The 15796-nt window shown below is 66.0% G+C and carries 11 protein-coding genes; 5 read left to right on the top strand and 6 right to left on the bottom strand.

The window, feature by feature from the left end; translation table 11 throughout:
- Nucleotides 1–356: 356 nt before the first annotated feature.
- Both galU and FFS49_RS42055 read right to left on the bottom strand, forming a co-directional pair.
- Complete coding sequence (galU, locus tag FFS49_RS21805; RefSeq protein ID WP_021162860.1) at nt 357–1244, bottom strand: UTP--glucose-1-phosphate uridylyltransferase GalU; 888 nt, start codon at nt 1242–1244, stop codon at nt 357–359.
- A 230-nt stretch (nt 1245–1474) separates the two neighbouring features.
- Nucleotides 1475–1618, bottom strand: a complete 144-nt coding sequence (locus FFS49_RS42055) for a hypothetical protein (RefSeq protein WP_006479318.1) — start codon at nt 1616–1618, stop codon at nt 1475–1477.
- Between the two features lie 217 nt (nt 1619–1835).
- Between FFS49_RS42055 and FFS49_RS21800 the strand changes: the two genes are divergently transcribed.
- Nucleotides 1836–3011 (top strand): acyltransferase, encoded by a 1176-nt coding sequence (locus tag FFS49_RS21800; RefSeq protein WP_105818855.1) that lies wholly within the window; start codon nt 1836–1838, stop codon nt 3009–3011.
- A 474-nt stretch (nt 3012–3485) separates the two neighbouring features.
- Here the strand turns inward: FFS49_RS21800 and FFS49_RS21795 are convergent, their stop codons facing one another.
- The gene (locus FFS49_RS21795; RefSeq protein ID WP_105818856.1) at nt 3486–5951 is read right to left on the bottom strand and encodes a glycosyltransferase family 4 protein; all 2466 of its coding nucleotides are present in this window, start codon (nt 5949–5951) and stop codon (nt 3486–3488) included.
- An 89-nt stretch (nt 5952–6040) separates the two neighbouring features.
- On the opposite strand from FFS49_RS21795, the gene FFS49_RS21790 reads away from it, so the two are divergent.
- Nucleotides 6041–7093 (top strand): RNA-guided endonuclease TnpB family protein, encoded by a 1053-nt coding sequence (locus FFS49_RS21790; protein WP_105818857.1) that lies wholly within the window; start codon nt 6041–6043, stop codon nt 7091–7093.
- A 13-nt stretch (nt 7094–7106) separates the two neighbouring features.
- On the opposite strand, the gene FFS49_RS21785 is transcribed toward FFS49_RS21790, so the two are convergent.
- Nucleotides 7107–8573, bottom strand: coding sequence for an oligosaccharide flippase family protein (locus FFS49_RS21785; RefSeq protein WP_039358344.1), 1467 nt, complete (start codon nt 8571–8573; stop codon nt 7107–7109).
- 26 nt (nt 8574–8599) lie between these two features.
- A complete protein-coding gene (locus tag FFS49_RS21780) occupies nt 8600–10792 on the bottom strand; it encodes a hypothetical protein (protein WP_171026813.1) in 2193 nt (730 codons plus the stop codon).
- A gap of 499 nt (nt 10793–11291) precedes the next feature.
- Between FFS49_RS21780 and FFS49_RS21775 the strand changes: the two genes are divergently transcribed.
- The 3 genes from FFS49_RS21775 to FFS49_RS21765 are packed head-to-tail and all read left to right on the top strand — an operon-like array spanning nt 11292 to nt 14387.
- Entirely contained in the window at nt 11292–12356 is a 1065-nt protein-coding gene (locus FFS49_RS21775) for an acyltransferase (RefSeq protein ID WP_039358339.1), read from the top strand.
- A 35-nt stretch (nt 12357–12391) separates the two neighbouring features.
- Complete coding sequence (gmd, locus tag FFS49_RS21770) at nt 12392–13438, top strand: GDP-mannose 4,6-dehydratase (RefSeq protein WP_039358336.1); 1047 nt, start codon at nt 12392–12394, stop codon at nt 13436–13438.
- Nucleotides 13425–14387 (top strand): NAD-dependent epimerase/dehydratase family protein, encoded by a 963-nt coding sequence (locus FFS49_RS21765; protein WP_105818859.1) that lies wholly within the window; start codon nt 13425–13427, stop codon nt 14385–14387. Before gmd ends, FFS49_RS21765 begins: the two co-directional genes overlap by 14 nt.
- A gap of 94 nt (nt 14388–14481) precedes the next feature.
- Here FFS49_RS21765 and FFS49_RS21760 read toward each other — a convergent pair whose 3' ends face one another.
- Nucleotides 14482–15672, bottom strand: coding sequence for an O-succinylhomoserine sulfhydrylase (locus tag FFS49_RS21760; RefSeq protein WP_039358331.1), 1191 nt, complete (start codon nt 15670–15672; stop codon nt 14482–14484).
- Nucleotides 15673–15796: the final 124 nt, after the last annotated feature.

The following is a 15796-nucleotide window of genomic DNA, read 5'->3' as shown; positions in this document are numbered from 1 at the left end:
GTGCTTCAAGCCCCACCCCGGAGCTGACGCTCAACACTCCAGCGATCGCGGCATCGACCAGCGCCGGCAAAACCGATGCGGTCACGAACATCGACGTGCATCGCGCGATCGAACCGCCGATCCTGTCATCCGGGCGCCCGCCGCGGCACCGGTTTCAGCCGTGACGTCCGTGCTCGTCGGCGCGCCCCGCCCCGCACGCAGCCCCGATCCTGAAGCCGATCCGCTACCGCACACACCCAGACGCCACGCACCGCGATCGTGCACTGGCGCACCCGCACATGCAAAAAAGCCCCGGCGCGCGAGCGGCCGGGGCCAACGGAACAACCACCACCTGAAACGACAGAGCGCGCGGCTGCTTAGGCGACAGCAGCCAGCGCGGGCAAGCAGGTACGCAGGTAGGCCTCGAATTCGCGGCTCACTTCCGGATGCTGGAGCGCGAGTTCGACGGTGGCCTTGAGATAGCCGATCTTGCTGCCGCAATCGAAACGCGTGCCGTAGTAGCGATACGCGAGCACCTGCTCGTTCGCGAGCAGCGACTGGACCGCATCGGTCAGTTGCAGCTCGCCGCCGGCGCCCGGCTTGAGCTTGCGCAGGTGATCGAAGATCGTCGGCATGAACACGTAGCGGCCGACCACGCCGAGATTCGACGGCGCGTCTTCCGGCGCGGGCTTCTCGATGATGCCCGACAGCTTGATGATGTCCTCTTCCCATTCGCGGCCTTCGACGACGCCGTACGAGCGGCTGTCGTCGCGCGCGATCGTCTCGACCCCGATCACCGAGCTGTGATAGTGGTCGAACACGTCGACGAGCTGCTTGAGCACCGGTTGTTCGCCGTGCAGCAGGTCGTCGGCGAGGATCACCGCGAACGGCTCGCCATGCACCAGCTTCTCGGCACACAGCACCGCGTGGCCGAGGCCGAGCGCTTCCGGCTGGCGCACGTAGAAGCAGTTCACGTGGCTCGGCTTGATGCCGCGCACCAGTTCGAGCAGCTTTTCCTTGCCGCGCGCCTCGAGTTCGGCCTCGATCTCGTAGGACTTGTCGAAGTGATCCTCGATCGCGCGCTTGCTGCGCCCGGTGACGAAAATCATCTCGGTGATACCTGCGTTGATCGCTTCCTCGACCGCGTACTGGATCAGCGGCTTGTCGACGACGGGCAACATTTCCTTCGGGCTCGCCTTCGTTGCCGGAAGGAACCGCGTGCCGAGACCGGCGACGGGGAACACGGCCTTGGTGACTTTCAACATGTTCGCATCCTGATTGCGTTGACTGCGCCGCGTCGACCCGCGACCCGGCGCGATTGTGTTCCGAACGGCATATCGAGAATCGACGGTACGGCCAATTCGACTCCGCTCATTTTCGATATGGACTGATTGCCCAATGATTCCGGAAAAAATATAATCCTTTCAACCCGGTCGATATTGCCGAACCGAGTGCCGAGGCAGAAACAAATTACCGATTTTCCAGATACAAATTCTTACGATTCGAATTCCTCGATATAGGGCACGCCGCCCCGTTCGAGACCCGGGCGAATCGGTTCGTTCTTCAGCGCCTCACGGTACGCCGACAGCACGGCCATGACCAGCAGTACTGCAGCGCTCGCGATCCAATGCATGTCCATCTTGCCGCTCCTTGCATCAATCAACTGGAGCTTCAAACTATCAGAAAAAAATCGGTAAATAATTGACCCGCCTCGCGGAACCGCTTTCCGAACGCGATAAACCCATGATGTGGAATTCCGATATTTCCCGGCGAGATTTTTTTATTCATTGATCGAATTCTTGCGCATTACGATTGGATGAAACTTCCCGTCCATCCGTCGCAAGGAATCGAATCGCATGCAAGCTTTCAGCGGATCGTCTCTGACCGCGCCGCCCGTCGCCGATCACAAGGAACACGTAATCGACGCGATGCGCGGCTTCGCGGCGCTGCTCGTCGCCTATTTCCACTGCCGCCAGGTCGTCTGGGTCGGCATGCAGAGCTTCCATCAGGCTTACGGCCACGCGCTCACCCCGAGCGCGATCGCCGGCTACCTGACCTTCCCGTTCGCGTGGGGCTCCGCCGGCGTGCCGATCTTCTTCGTGATCAGCGGCTACTGCATCCACCGCAACGCGGCCCTCAAGCTCGCGGCCGATCCCGCGTACCGGCTCGACGCGCCGAACTTCTGGGTGCGCCGGTTCGCGCGCATCTACCCGGTGCTGCTCGCCGCGCTGCTGTTTACGCTCGCACTCGACTCGGTCAGCCTGCAGATCGAGCCCGTCAGCCACAAGATCCGCGACGTCGGCCTCGTCGCGTTCCTCGTGAACCTGTTCTCGCTGCAGGGCGTCGCCGGCTACACGTACGGGTCGAACGGCGCACTGTGGACGCTGTCGCTCGAAGTGCAGTTCTATGCGATCTACCCGCTGCTGTTCGCGGTCCGCCGGCGCATCGGCATGCCGGCGGTCGTGGCCGCGGTTGCGCTCGTCAACGTCGCGTCGGCGTGGCTGCTCGAACGGCACGACCTGCAGTTCTTCACGTCGTACTGGCTGTCCTGGACGATCGGCGCGTGGATCGCCGACGTGCGCGCACAGCCGGCACGCGGCGCGGCCACCGTGCCGTCGCGCGCGTGGTACGGCGCGGCCGCCGTGCTGCTGGCCGCCGGCTGCGGCGCGTTCCATTTCGGCCAGTACGGCGCATTCCAGCTGTGGTCGGCCGGCTTCGCGTGCTTCCTGTACCGCGCGCTCGCCCGTCCGCCGCGCCCGACGCCGCCGCTGCGCGTGCTGAGCTGGTTCGGCGACTTCAGCTACTCGCTGTACCTGATCCACCTGCCGCTGTTCGTCTGCCTCGGCTCGGTGCTGTTCCATTCCGAGCTGCAGCTGTCGATCTGGCCGTCGTTCGCGTTCATGGCCATCGCGATCCCGGTCGCGTATGTGTTCTACCGGATGTTCGAACGGCCCGCGATGACGTGGTCGGCCAGCTTCAAGCCCGCTCGCCCTGCTCGGGTCGTTACGCCGGCGCCCGAACGGGCCGTTTGACCGGACCGGCAGGCTTTCCTGAGCCCTCGCGAGGCGGTACGCTGCGCGGGGGCTTTTTCATGGCCTGAGCGCGCCAGGCATGCCGGGTTGGCATCCGTGGGTAGCCTGCCGGTGTCGGGCCGCGCTACGGCCCGCCTGAGCCGCCCTCGACCGACTTTCACCGGGGACCGCCTGGGCGCGGCCTTCTGGCGTCACCTTCTGGCGTCACCTTCTGGCGTCACCTTCTGGCGTCACCTTCTGGCGTCACCTTCTGGCGTCACCTTCTGGCGTCACCTTCTGGCGTCACCTTCTGGCGTCGCCTTCTCGCGTCGCCAACAATTGCCTCCCAATCGGCAACCGGCCAAGCACACGTCCCGCACAACGCACGACAACCTGCCCACCACCCGCCCGGCAAAAGGCCCCCGGCGCTGAAAAACAAAGCCCCCACGCAGCACACCGCCGCATGAGGGCTCGCTTCCCGCCGGCTTGCGCCGCTTACCGCTTCTTCGCCTTCGCGGCCTTCGCCGTATCCGCGAGAATTTTCTCGACCCGCTCCACGTAGGTTTCGGTGCCGAACCGGCGCACCGCCGTCGCGCGCCCGCTCGCGACGAGCCGCTCGCGCAGCGCGCCGTCGCGCTTCAGCGTATCCAGCGCATCGGCCAGCGCGGCCGCATCGCCCGGCGCGCAGAGCAGCCCGTTGTCGCCGTCCTCGATGATCTCGACGACGCCGCCCGCGCGGGCCGCGACGACCGGCCGGCGCGCGAGCATCCCCTCGACGATCACGCGCCCGAACGGCTCCGGCGTGATCGACGTGTGCGCGACGACGTCGACCGCCGTCATGCAGGCCGCCACGTCGCGCTGGAACCCGAGGAAATACACGCGCTCGTCCATCCCGTGCCGCGCGACGTATTCGTGCAACTGCGCCGCGTATTCGTCCTCGCCGAACAGCGGTGCGCCGACCAGCACCACGTGCATGTCGGGATGCCGCACGGCGGCTTCCAGCAGCACGTGCTGCCCCTTCCAGCGCGCGAGCCGGCTGAACGAACCGACGAGCCACGCGTTTTCAGGCAACCCGAGGCGCGTGCGCAGCGCGGCCTGGCTGACACCTTCCAGCGCATCGAACGGCTCGGCCGAAATGCCGTTGAACACGACGTCGACGTGCTGCGGCGTGAAGCCCGTCAGCGTGCGGAACGCCTGCGCGGACGCATCGGAATTCGCGATCACGCGCGTGACGCCGAGCCGTGAGCAATACTTGATCGCCAGCAACTGCTTGCTGCCGAAATGGTCGGTGCTGACGATGTCGCGCAGGTGCCACACCACCGGCTTGCGCGCGAGCCGCCCGGCCAGCGCGGCGACCACCATCGCGCGCTGCGTGTTCGCATAGATCACTTCGGCACGGCGTGCGCGGCGCGCGACATCGCGCACCAGCCGCACGAGCTGCTTCACCGCGCCGAGCGACACGCCGCCCTGCTTGCGCACGCCCGCGAGCGCCCCCTGGTCGACCACGTCGACGCGCGCGCCGATCTCGTCGAGCGCCGCGCGGAACGGGCCGTCGTCGAACAGCAGTACGTCGGCGTTCGCACGCATGTGCTTCATGATCTCGAGCAGCGACAGCTCGGCGCCGCCGAGCACGCCGCTCTGGTCGAGCACGAGCGTCGCCGGGCCGCGCGCGGCCGGCATCGGCGCGATCGCCGTACCGCGCTGCGCGGTCGAGCCGGGCAACGCGGCCTCCACATAGTCGAGAAAGCGCCGCCGGAACGTATCGGCGGAAAACCGCTCCGCATTCGTGCGGCAGGCAGTCGGCGTGAAGCGCTGCGGCGCACGCTCGAAATCGTCGACCGCCGCGACGATCGCGTGCGGCGTCTGTTCGTCGAAAAAGAGCCCGGTCGGATTCAGGTCCGATTGCGGGTCGAGCACGGTTTCGAGCGCGCCGCCCTTGCCGTACGCGATCACCGGCGTGCCGCACGCCTGCGCCTCGACCACCGAGATCCCGAAATCCTCCTCGGCCGCGAACACGAACGCCTTCGCGCGCCGCATCCGGTCGTGCAGCACCGCGAACGGCTGGTAGCCCATGATCTCGACGTTCGGGCCGGCCTTCGCGCGGATCTTCTGCATCTCGGGGCCGTCGCCGATCACGACGAGCTTGCGCTCCGGCGTGCGCGAAAACGCCTCGACGATCAGATCGATCTTCTTGTACGGCACCATCCGCGACGCGGTCAGGTAGAAATCCTCCTTCTCCGCGTTCAGCGAAAACGCGTCGACGTCGACCGGCGGGAAGATCACCGCCGCGTCGCGATGGTAGACCTTCTTGATACGCCGGGCGATGAACGCGGAGTTCGCGACGAAACCGTCCACCGCGTTCGCGGTGCGCGTGTCCCAGTTGCGGATGTAATGCAGGATCATCCGCGCGAGCAGCGATTTAGGCCCATGCGTGAGGTTCGACTGTTCCAGGTACTGGTGCTGGAGATCCCACGCATAGCGGATCGGCGAATGCACGTAGCTGATGTGCACCTGGTCCGGCCCCGTCAGCACGCCCTTCGCGACCGCGTGACTGCTCGAGATCACCAGGTCGTACTCCGACACGTCGAGCTGCTCGATCGCGAGCGGCATCAGCGGCAGGTAGCTGCGGTACTTGGTGCGCGCGAACGGCAGCTTCTGGATGAACGACGTCGTCACCGGCTTGCCGCGCACGAACGCGCGATCGTCGAGGAAGTCGACGAGGCTGAACAGGTCCGCGTCGGGAAAGCACGCGACGATCTGTTCGAGCACGCGCTCGGCGCCCGCATAGGTGACGAGCCAGTCGTGGACGATCGCCACGCGCAGCGCCCGCGATGCATGGCGCGCGCCGGCACGTTCGGCCGGCACGGACCGGCGCAGCGCGGCGGCGTCGCCCGCTTCGGCCACGGCCGCATCGGCGGTGGCGAGATTCAATACGGCGTGCTCCGCCAGATCGCGATTCATCAGTCGCTCCAAGAAACGGTGCCATTGACGGCGGGGAGGACAGGTGTGTCCTTGACAGCCAGCTTGGTCTGCAGGCTAGGATGGCCGGCATGATCCTTGTCTATCGCTACCGGGTTAAGTCGCTCAACGGACTGCTTAACAAGCAAAGCCGTGCGGTGAACTACGTCTGGAACTTCTGCAACGACACGCAAAAGCACGCGCTCAAGTGGCGCAAGAAGTGGCCGACGGGTTTCGACCTGAACGTGTTGACGACCGGTAGCAGCAAGGAACTCGGCATCCACTCGGGCACCGTCAACGCAACGTGCGAGCAATACGCGAAGTCGCGCAGCCAACACCGTCGGCCTTACCTGCGTTATCGCGGCAAGAAATCGCTGGGCTGGGTGCCGCTGAAGGGCCGTGACCTGAAGCGTGAGGGTGACGCGTTCCGTTTCGCTGGCAACACGTTTCGCGTGTTCAACAGCCGGGCGCTTCCCGAAGGCAAGATCAAGGACGGGACCAACTTTGCGCAGGATGCGCGCGGCAACTGGTTTCTCAACATCGTGGTCGACATGCCCGATGTTCCGGCTCGCCCGATCCGGTCCGGCGTCGGTATCGATCTCGGACTGAAAGACTTCGTCACACTTTCGACCGGCGAGAAGCTGCCTAACGATCGGTTCGGTCGACGCGCGGCCGAGAAGCTCGCGAAAGCGCAACGGGCGCGAAAACACAAACGGCATATCGCGAAGCTGCACGCCAAGGTCGCGAATGCCCGTGCCGATTTCCAGAACAAGCTCGCGCTCGATCTGGTGCGGCGTTTCGATTACATCGCGGCCGGCAACGTGTCGGCTGCCAAGCTCGCCAGAACCAGGATGGCGAACAGCGTCTACGACGCGTCCTGGTCGTCCTTCCGAAACAAGCTCCGCTACAAGGCGATCGCGCACGGAGCCACGTTCGAGGAAGTCGACGAAAGCGGTTCTACCCAGTCCTGTTCGGCGTGCGGATCGAAAGACAGCACGACGCGGCCGAAAGGTATCGCGGGACTGCGAATAAGAGAGTGGGCCTGTAGTGACTGTGGTGTCTTGCATGATCGTGATACCAACGCTGCTTTGAACATTCTCCGATGCGGACGTGCATCGCCAGGTGTGGGAATCTCCCGCCGTTAGTCGGGGGAGGACGTCAAGCGGTTCTCCTCGCATTGAGACGGACAAACAGGTCGCGCACGAGCGCACGCAGCCCCGGCGTCATCGTGAGCGACCACGCGACGTTCAGCACCAGCACGACCGCGCACATGCCGATCGACTCGACGAGCCCCGGCCACGCCTGCGCGAGAAACAGGCTCGCGAGCAGGAAGGCGAGGTGCGCGAGCATGTCGAGCACGATCGCGCGCATCCGGATCGCCGACAGGTACAGCAGCACGCCGTAGTCGACGAGCGCGCGCGCCGCGACCACGACCGCCGCGCCGATCAGCCCGAAGTGATGAATGCCGAACCACAGGCCGCCGACGAAGAACGGCATCTCGACGAGCCCGGCGAACGCCGCGCGGGCCGGGTTGACCTGCGACTGGATCAGGATTCGCGTGACGCTCGCCTGGCCGACGAGCCACACGCTGATCACCAGCACGCGGCCGACCGGCGCCGAATGCGCGGCGAGATCCGCGCCGACCCACAGCGTGAGGAACGGCGCGAGCGCGAAGATCGCGACGATGCCGACCGGCGTGAACACGCCGTTCAGGAATTCGAGCGACTGGCGCGCGAGCGTGTCCGCATGGTCGCGGCCCACGGCCGACAGGCGCGGGAACAGCGTGCGCACGAGCGCGTTCGGCAGCATGTTCAGGCGCGTGACGAGGTTCTGCGGCACCGTGTAATAAGTGACGAACTTCGCGCCCATCCCGGCGCCGAGCATCACGCGGTCGAGCGTGTCGGCGATCATGCTCGTCGTGCTCGCGATCAGCATCCAGCCGCCGAAGTTGAACAGCCCTTTCGCGGTACCCCACTGCGGCGGATCGATGCGCCGGATTCCGAGCACCTTGATGCTGGCGTGGCCGAGCATCACCGCCGCGACCAGCCGCGCGACGACCGCCGCGGCGAGCACCGTCTGCAGGTTCGGCGCGATCCACCACGCGGCGCCGAGCGGCAGCAGCTGGAACAGGAACGTGCCGATCGTCTGGTTCGTGTTGAACACGCCGAACCGTTCGGCGCCGTTGATCGCGCCGGCGAACACCCACGACACGTTCGCCAGCGGAATCGCGAGCGCGAGCCACGGCAGCGCGAGATACACCTCGTGCTGCATCGCCGCCGACACCTTCGTGAAGTACGCGGTGTAGACGAACGCGCCGAAATAGATCAGCAGCCCGCCGACGATGCCGGTGCCGAGATTCAGCCAGAACGCGCTCCAGAACACGCGCGCGCTCTCGTCGGCATTGCCGCTCGCGAGCGCCTTCGAGATGTGGTTCTGCGCGGCCATGCTCATCCCGAGATCGAGGATCCCGAAATAGCCGATCAGCGTCCACACGAGGCTGACGACGCCGTAGCGTTCGACGCCGAGCGCGTGGATATAGGCGGGCACCGTCACCAGCGACACGAAGGTCGGCAGGATCAGCCCGATGAAGTTGATCGAAACGTTCTTGAGTATGCCTTTGTCCATGCTTCTGCCTTGTGTGACGTCGCCCGTCACGGTTTCCAGCGATACATCAGCACCTTGCCGCGTGCGTCTTCCTCGACGAACACGAGGTACTCGCCGTTCTCGCGCCGGAACGCGCTGATGCCGAACGGCACGTCGACCCAGCCGGATGCCTTGCCGACCTCGGCGCCCGGGCTCATCACGCCCACTTCCTTGCCGGTTTCCTTGTCGTACACGTGGATCTTGCCGACCGGCTCCACCCCGAACAGGTAGCGGCCCTCGGCCGTGAGCCCGATCAGGTCGAAGATCGGCTTCGCGTCGAGCTGCCACGGCAGCGCGACCTGATAGCGCACGACCGGCGAGCCCGTCGACCACTTGTCGAAGCGGATCAGCACGCGCCCCACTTCCTTGTTGATGCCCGGCTGCGGCGGTGCGTCGGCCGTGTAGCCGGTCACGTACAGCGTGTCGGTCTGCGGCTCGTAGATCGCACGGCGCAGCTGCGTGAACGGCTGCGGCATCGGATAGGTCGTGACCTTGTCGTACGAGTAGATCGGGTTGCCGGCCTTGTCGATGCCGCCGTACTGGAAGCGGTGGATCCCGCGCACGTCGCTGGTGCGCCAGATGTCGCCTTTCGTGTCGACCCACCAGCCCCAGCCGCCCGCCCTCGCCTTGGCCGTCGTGTTGATCTCGGCCTCGTCGGCATCGATCCGGCCGTTGCCGTTCGCGTCACGCCACAGCCAGTCGCCGCCCGGCGGCTTGTTCGGCACCTTGTCGACCGGTCGCGCACGGCCCGCGATCAGGCCGGACGGAATCGCGACCTCGCCGTCGCGCTTCGCGTCGAAGCGGTAGATCTTCAGGTGATCGGCGTACATGTCGGTCAGGTACAGGAACGTGCGGCCGTCGAGGCGCCGTGCGAACGGCATGCCGGGATACTGGTCCGTGTGGAACACGGGATCGTCCGGATACTTGAAGCGGTTCGACAGGAAGCCGACGTATTTCCAGTCCTGGCCCGGCGGCTTCGACAGGTCGAGCTCGAAGCGCTTGTTCCCCGTGTACACGCTGTTCGGCCGCGCCGGGTCGAGCCACGCGCCGTCGACGAACAAGAGCCCCTGCACCTGCCAGCGCTGCTTGCCGTCCGGCGTGTAGCTTTCGAGCACCGCGCCGAGCCCTGCGCCGATCGTGTCGTGGCGCGGCCCGATGCCGTTCATCGACACATAGATGTTGCCCGCGCGATCGACGCCGACACCCGTCAGCCCGTTGAAACGCTGCGGCCCCGGCCGGCCCGGCACCGGGCCCGCGAAGATGCCGCCGCGCTCGCCGAGCGTGCCCGACTGCGCATAGCCCTTGCCGCCTTTCGAGAAGATCAGGATCTGCTGGCGCGGCCCGTTGTCCGCGACGAGCACGCGCCCTTTCGCGTCGACGGCCACGTCCACCGCGTCGGTGCCTTCCGGCAGCGCGGGCGCGTCGTCGAGCTTGCGGCCGTCCGCACGCACGTGCACGAGGTGCGCGGGCCCGTTGAGCGTATCCGTGAGCAGCCACAGCGTGCCGTCGCCCGCGAGCGCGATGCGGCCCGGCTCGTGCGCGCTCCACGTGCCCTTCTGCTGCATTGTCTCCGCGTCGTACACGTCCACCGCGTCGCGCGACGGATTCGTCGCGAACAGCGTCTTGTCGTCGGCCGCGAGGCCGCCGACTTCCGCCTTCTGCTCGCCCACTTCCGAGCGCGCGGGCGCCGCCACCTCGTTCATCACCATGAAGCTCGCGGCCATCCGCGCGCGGCCGGTGTCCGCGCGGCCGCCCGGCGCGACCTGCGGCGCCGCGCGGAACGGCGCGGGCTGCTTCAGGTCGCCGATTGTGCGGCGCGAGATGCCGAACCACTGCTTGCCCTTGTCCGGCCAGATGCCGGGCGACTGCAGGTGGCCGCGCTCGTTGCCGACACCGATCGCGACGTACGCGTACTTGCTGTTCACGGCGATCGCGCTGCCGCCGAGGTTGCCCCAGCCGTGCGTGCCGCCGGCGAAGCCGAGCATCTTCCCGTCCTGGTAGACGCTGGCTTCGGCCCCGCTCTCGTCCCACGGCGCATTCGTATACACCTTGCCTTCAGGCGTCACCGCGATCGCGCGGATGTCGATCTGCGTCCAGCTGCCGTCGCCATAGCCGAACGTATTGCCGATCCACGACGTGGTCGCGGGCAACACAGTTTCGGCCGGTGCGGCGCTCGTCAGCAGCGTCGCGCATACCGTCATGCCTACCAGAATCAGACGTCGCAATACGCTTCTCCAGACTTGATGCAACAGCGACCGGGCCGCCGCAAGGACTGCCGCCGGCGCACCCTGTCGCCAAATGGGTTTCAAACGTCGCGATGCAGGTTACAAGCAAAAATAATCACAAGAAATTTGGAAATATTTGGGGATGTTTCCGCCTGAAATATCGAACCGGAACAAAGTCAAAAAGGCGCCCGAAAGCGGCAATAACGACCGCCTTTCGTTTCCCATTCCGTAGAAAATGCCGCCCTCCACCGCCTGACGGGGCCGTCCGGGCGCCGACCTTTCATCCCGCGACAAAAATAATCGCCATTCGAATGTTTGCCGTCAGATAAATGACGCGCGTTTTTTTGCCGATTTCTTTTCCCTAGAATCGATTTCGATTCGATATTTCATTTAATGGCATGCATTACGTTCACGTTTACGCATCGGATGTGCGACACGCGCCGGCTCATGCCGCGCGTCCCGAAGGAGCGGCGCGATGACGGGCATCTCGCGACCCGCGGATCTCACCCCGCCGCAACACGGCCGCATCGTGCAGCTCGACGGGCTGCGCGCGATCGCGGTGGGCGCCGTGTTCCTGCAGCACGCGCTGAAGGCGCCGCTCTGGATGGGTGTCGACCTGTTCTTCGTGCTGAGCGGCTTACTGATCACCGGCATCCTGCTCGATCGCAAGGCACGCGGGCAGTCGTACTTCAGCCACTTCTACGCACGCCGCGTGCGGCGCATCCTGCCGCCGTACGTGCTCCTGCTGGTGGTGTCGACGATCCTGTTCGGCGCGGGCTGGCTGCCGCACTGGCCGTGGTTCGCGTTCTTCTCGACCAACATCGGGCTGTCGCTCGGCAGCATCGGCCATGACAGCCTGAACGTGCTGTGGTCGCTCGCGGTCGAGGAGCAGTTCTATATCTTCTGGCCGTTCGTCGTGCTGTGGTGCTCGGAGCGCGCGCTGCTGTGGGTCGCCGCCGCGCTGATCGTCGCGGCCCCCGTGCTGCGCGCCATCGCGACGCCGTGGTTCGACTCGTTCTGGCCGATCTACTACCTGACGCCGTTCCGCATGGACCTGCTCGCCGCCGGCGCGCTGCTCGCCATCGTGCTGCGCCGCGACCGGCGCGCGCTCGAGCCGTTCTATCCGCTCGCGATCGTCGGCGCGCTCGTATCGCTCGCGATCCTCGGCTGGCTGCACCTGTCGTTCCCGCGCTTTCGCGCCGCGAACACGCCGCTGTCGAATGCGGCGCTCTACAGCATCTCGCTGCTGCTGTGCACGTCGATCGTCGTGATCGCCCTGCGCGGCCGCGGCCTCGTGCAGCGTGTGCTGACGAACCCGATGCTCGTCTACGTGGGCACCGTCAGCTACACCGTGTACCTGATCCACCTCAGCGTGCTGTACGCGCTGTGGCCGCTGCACCTGAACCGCTTCGTCACGGCCGCGCTGGCGCTCGCGATCACGCTCGCGTACGCGACCCTGAGCTGGTACGGCTTCGAACGGCGCCTGACGCGCGGCCCCGCACGCCGCGCGCTGCCGGCCGCGGCCGGCACGACCGCCTGAATTTCATCCTCCATCGTTTCTACCAGGACAACGTCATGAGCCAAACTCGCAAGAAGGCCATCATCACCGGGATCTCGGGGCAAGACGGCGCCTACCTGACCAAGCTGCTGCTCGACAAGGGCTACGAGGTCACCGGCACCTACCGCCGTACCAGCTCGGTGAATTTCTGGCGCATCGCCGAGCTCGGCGTCGACACGCACCCGAACCTCACGCTCGTCGAGCATGACCTGACCGACGCCGGCTCGAGCCTGCGCCTGCTCGAACGCACGCAGCCCGACGAGCTGTACAACCTCGCCGCGCAGAGCTTCGTCGGCGTGTCGTTCGACCAGCCGGCGACGACCGCCGAAGTGACGGGCCTGGGTCCGCTGAACCTGCTCGAGGCGATCCGCGTCGTGAGCCCGAAGACGCGCTTCTACCAGGCGTCGACGTCCGAGATGTTCGGCAAGGTGCAGTCGATTCCGCAGACGGAAGCGACCTCGTTCTATCCGCGCAGCCCGTACGGCGTCGCGAAGCTTTACGCGCACTGGATGACGGTGAACTACCGCGAGTCGTACGGCCTGTTCGGCAGCAGCGGCATCCTGTTCAACCACGAATCGCCACTGCGCGGCCGCGAGTTCGTCACGCGCAAGATCACCGACACCATCGCGAAGATCAAGCTCGGCAAGGCGACCCGCCTCGAGCTCGGCAACCTCGATGCGAAGCGCGACTGGGGCTTTGCGCTCGAGTACGTCGAAGGCATGTGGCGCATGCTGCAGGCCGACGAACCCGATACCTATGTCCTGGCAACCAACCGGACCGAAACCGTGCGCGACTTCGTGCGGATGGCATTTGCGGCGGCCGGCTATCAGATCGAATGGAGCGGCAAGGGTGAACAGGAACGCGGCCTCGACGCGTCGACCGGCAACGTGCTCGTGGAAGTGAATCCGAAGTTCTACCGCCCTGCCGAGGTCGACCTGCTGATCGGCTGCGCCGACAAGGCCAAAGCCAAGCTCGGCTGGGAACCGAAGACGACGCTCGAACAACTTTGCCAGATGATGGTCGAAGCGGACTTGACGCGGAATCAACACCATGACACGTTCTGAAGCCGGACGCCCGTCGCGCCGTGCATTCGTCACGGGCCTGACGGGCTTCACCGGCCGCTACATGGCCGAACGCCTGCAGGCGGCCGGCTATGACGTCTGGGGCACGGTCGCGCCCGGTTCGCCGCCGTCCGACGACCCGGTATTCGCGCATTGCACGCTGCTGCCCGTCGACCTGCTCGATGCGGATGCGATGCGTGCAGCGGCCGCCGACGCGCGGCCCGCTGCGGTCGTGCATCTCGCGGCCCGCGCGCACGTCGCGCAGGACGAGCCGTCGCAGACTTACGCGGTCAACATCGTCGGCACGCGCAACCTGCTGGCCGCGCTCGCGGGCCTCGACCGCCGCCCGTCGGCCGTGCTGCTCGCCAGCAGCGCGAACATCTACGGCAATTCGACGGCCGGCGTACTCGACGAAACCGTCGGCCCGGCCCCGGCGAACGACTACGCGGTCAGCAAGCTCGCGATGGAATACGCGGCGAAGCTGTGGGCCGACCGGTTGCCGATCGTGATCGCGCGGCCGTTCAACTACACGGGCGTCGGCCAGAGCGATGCATACCTGCTGCCGAAGCTCGTCGCACACTACGCGCGCAGCGCACCGCGCATCTCGCTCGGCAATCTCGACGTGAGCCGCGACTTCTCCGACGTGCGCGACGTGACGGCCGCGTACCTGAAGCTGGTCGAGGCCGCGCCGGCCGGCGAGACGTTCAACGTCTGCTCGGAGCGCGCGTATTCGCTGAAGGAAGTGCTCGCGATGCTGTCGCGCATCGCCGGTTACGTGATCGACGTGACGATCGATCCGCGTTTCGTGCGGTACAACGAGGTGAAGAGCCTGAGCGGGTCGCGCGACAAGCTGCGGCGCGTGGTGGGCGAGCTGCCCGTCACGCCGCTCGACGAAACGCTGCGATGGATGATGGAGGCGATGCGCGACACGCCGCACGGGCACGCCGGCTGAAGCAGGCGCGCGTTCATCGCCAGCCTGAAAAGAAAAACGGGCCGCTCTGTCGAGCGGCCCGTCGTCATGTCGACCTTGAAAACGGTCGCCGCGCTCAGCCTTCGAGGCCGCGCGCGAGATCCTTGCGCAGGTCGCCCGCGTCTTCGAGGCCGACCGACAACCGGATCAGCCCTTCGCTGATCCCTGCTGCCGCGCGTGCTTCGGGCGTGATGCGGGCGTGCGTGGTCGTCGCCGGATGGGTAATGGTCGACCGCGTGTCGCCGAGGTTGCCGGTGATCGAGATCAGCTTCGTGTTGTCGATCACGCGCCATGCATTCGCGCGCTGCTGCTCGGGCGTGTCGCCCTTCAGCTCGAACGACAGGATCGAACCGCCCGCCTTCTGCTGACGCTTCGCGAGTTCGTGCTGCGGGTGCGATTCGAGGCCCGGGTGAAACACGCGCGCGACGGCCGGATGCGAATCGAGCCAGCGCGCGATCTCCAGCGCGTTTGCCGACTGCTTCTCGACGCGCAGCGACAGCGTTTCCATCCCCTTCAGCAGCACCCACGCGTTGAACGCCGACAGCGTCGGGCCCGCGCTGCGCACGAACGGGAACACCTTGCCCATGATGAATTCCTTCGAGCCGACCAGTGCGCCGCCGAGCACGCGGCCCTGGCCGTCGAGGAATTTCGTCGCCGAGTGCATCACGACATCCGCGCCGAGCTTGAGCGGCTGCTGCAGCACCGGGCTGCAGAAACAGTTGTCGACGACGAACAGCGCGTTCGATGCCTTCGCGATCTTGCCGATCGCCTCGATGTCGGCGAGTTCGGTCAGCGGATTCGACGGCGTCTCGAGGAAGAACATCTTCGTTTCCGGGCGCACGGCTTCCTTCCATGCGTTCAGGTCGGTCGGGTCGACGAAGGTCGTCGTGATCCCGAACTTGCTGAAGATCTGCGAGAACATCCCGAGCGTCGAGCCGAACAGGCTGCGCGAGCTGACGAGGTGGTCGCCGGCTTGCAGCGCGGCCATCACGACCGACATGATCGCGGCCATGCCCGACGCCGTCGCGATGCAGGCTTCGCCGCCCTCGAGCGCCGCGAGACGCTCCTGGAACATGGTGACGGTCGGGTTCGTGAAGCGCGAATAGGTGAAGTAGTCTTCCGAATTCGCGAAGCGCTCGGCCGCATCGGCCGCGCTCTGGAAGCAGAAGCTCGACGTGAGGAACAGCGCTTCCGAGTGCTCGTTGAAGTCGCTGCGCAGCGTGCCCGCGCGCACGGCAAGCGTGTCGAAGTTGAGGGAGTCGTCCATGTTCCGTTTTCCGTATTCGATGGCCGCGCGCATGGCGCGAACCCAGTCAAAACCAGGCCAAAACAAAAAGCCCGCTATGCGTCGGCATCAGCGGGCTTCGGTGCGGTACGACAGCGATCGACTC

It is taken from the genome of Burkholderia sp. 4NA327C6 (assembly GCF_005502655.1).
In the GTDB taxonomy this organism is placed as follows: domain Bacteria; phylum Pseudomonadota; class Gammaproteobacteria; order Burkholderiales; family Burkholderiaceae; genus Burkholderia; species Burkholderia contaminans.
The sequence above is the reverse complement of the archived record's forward strand: the minus strand, read 5'-3'. Positions and strand labels throughout refer to the sequence as shown.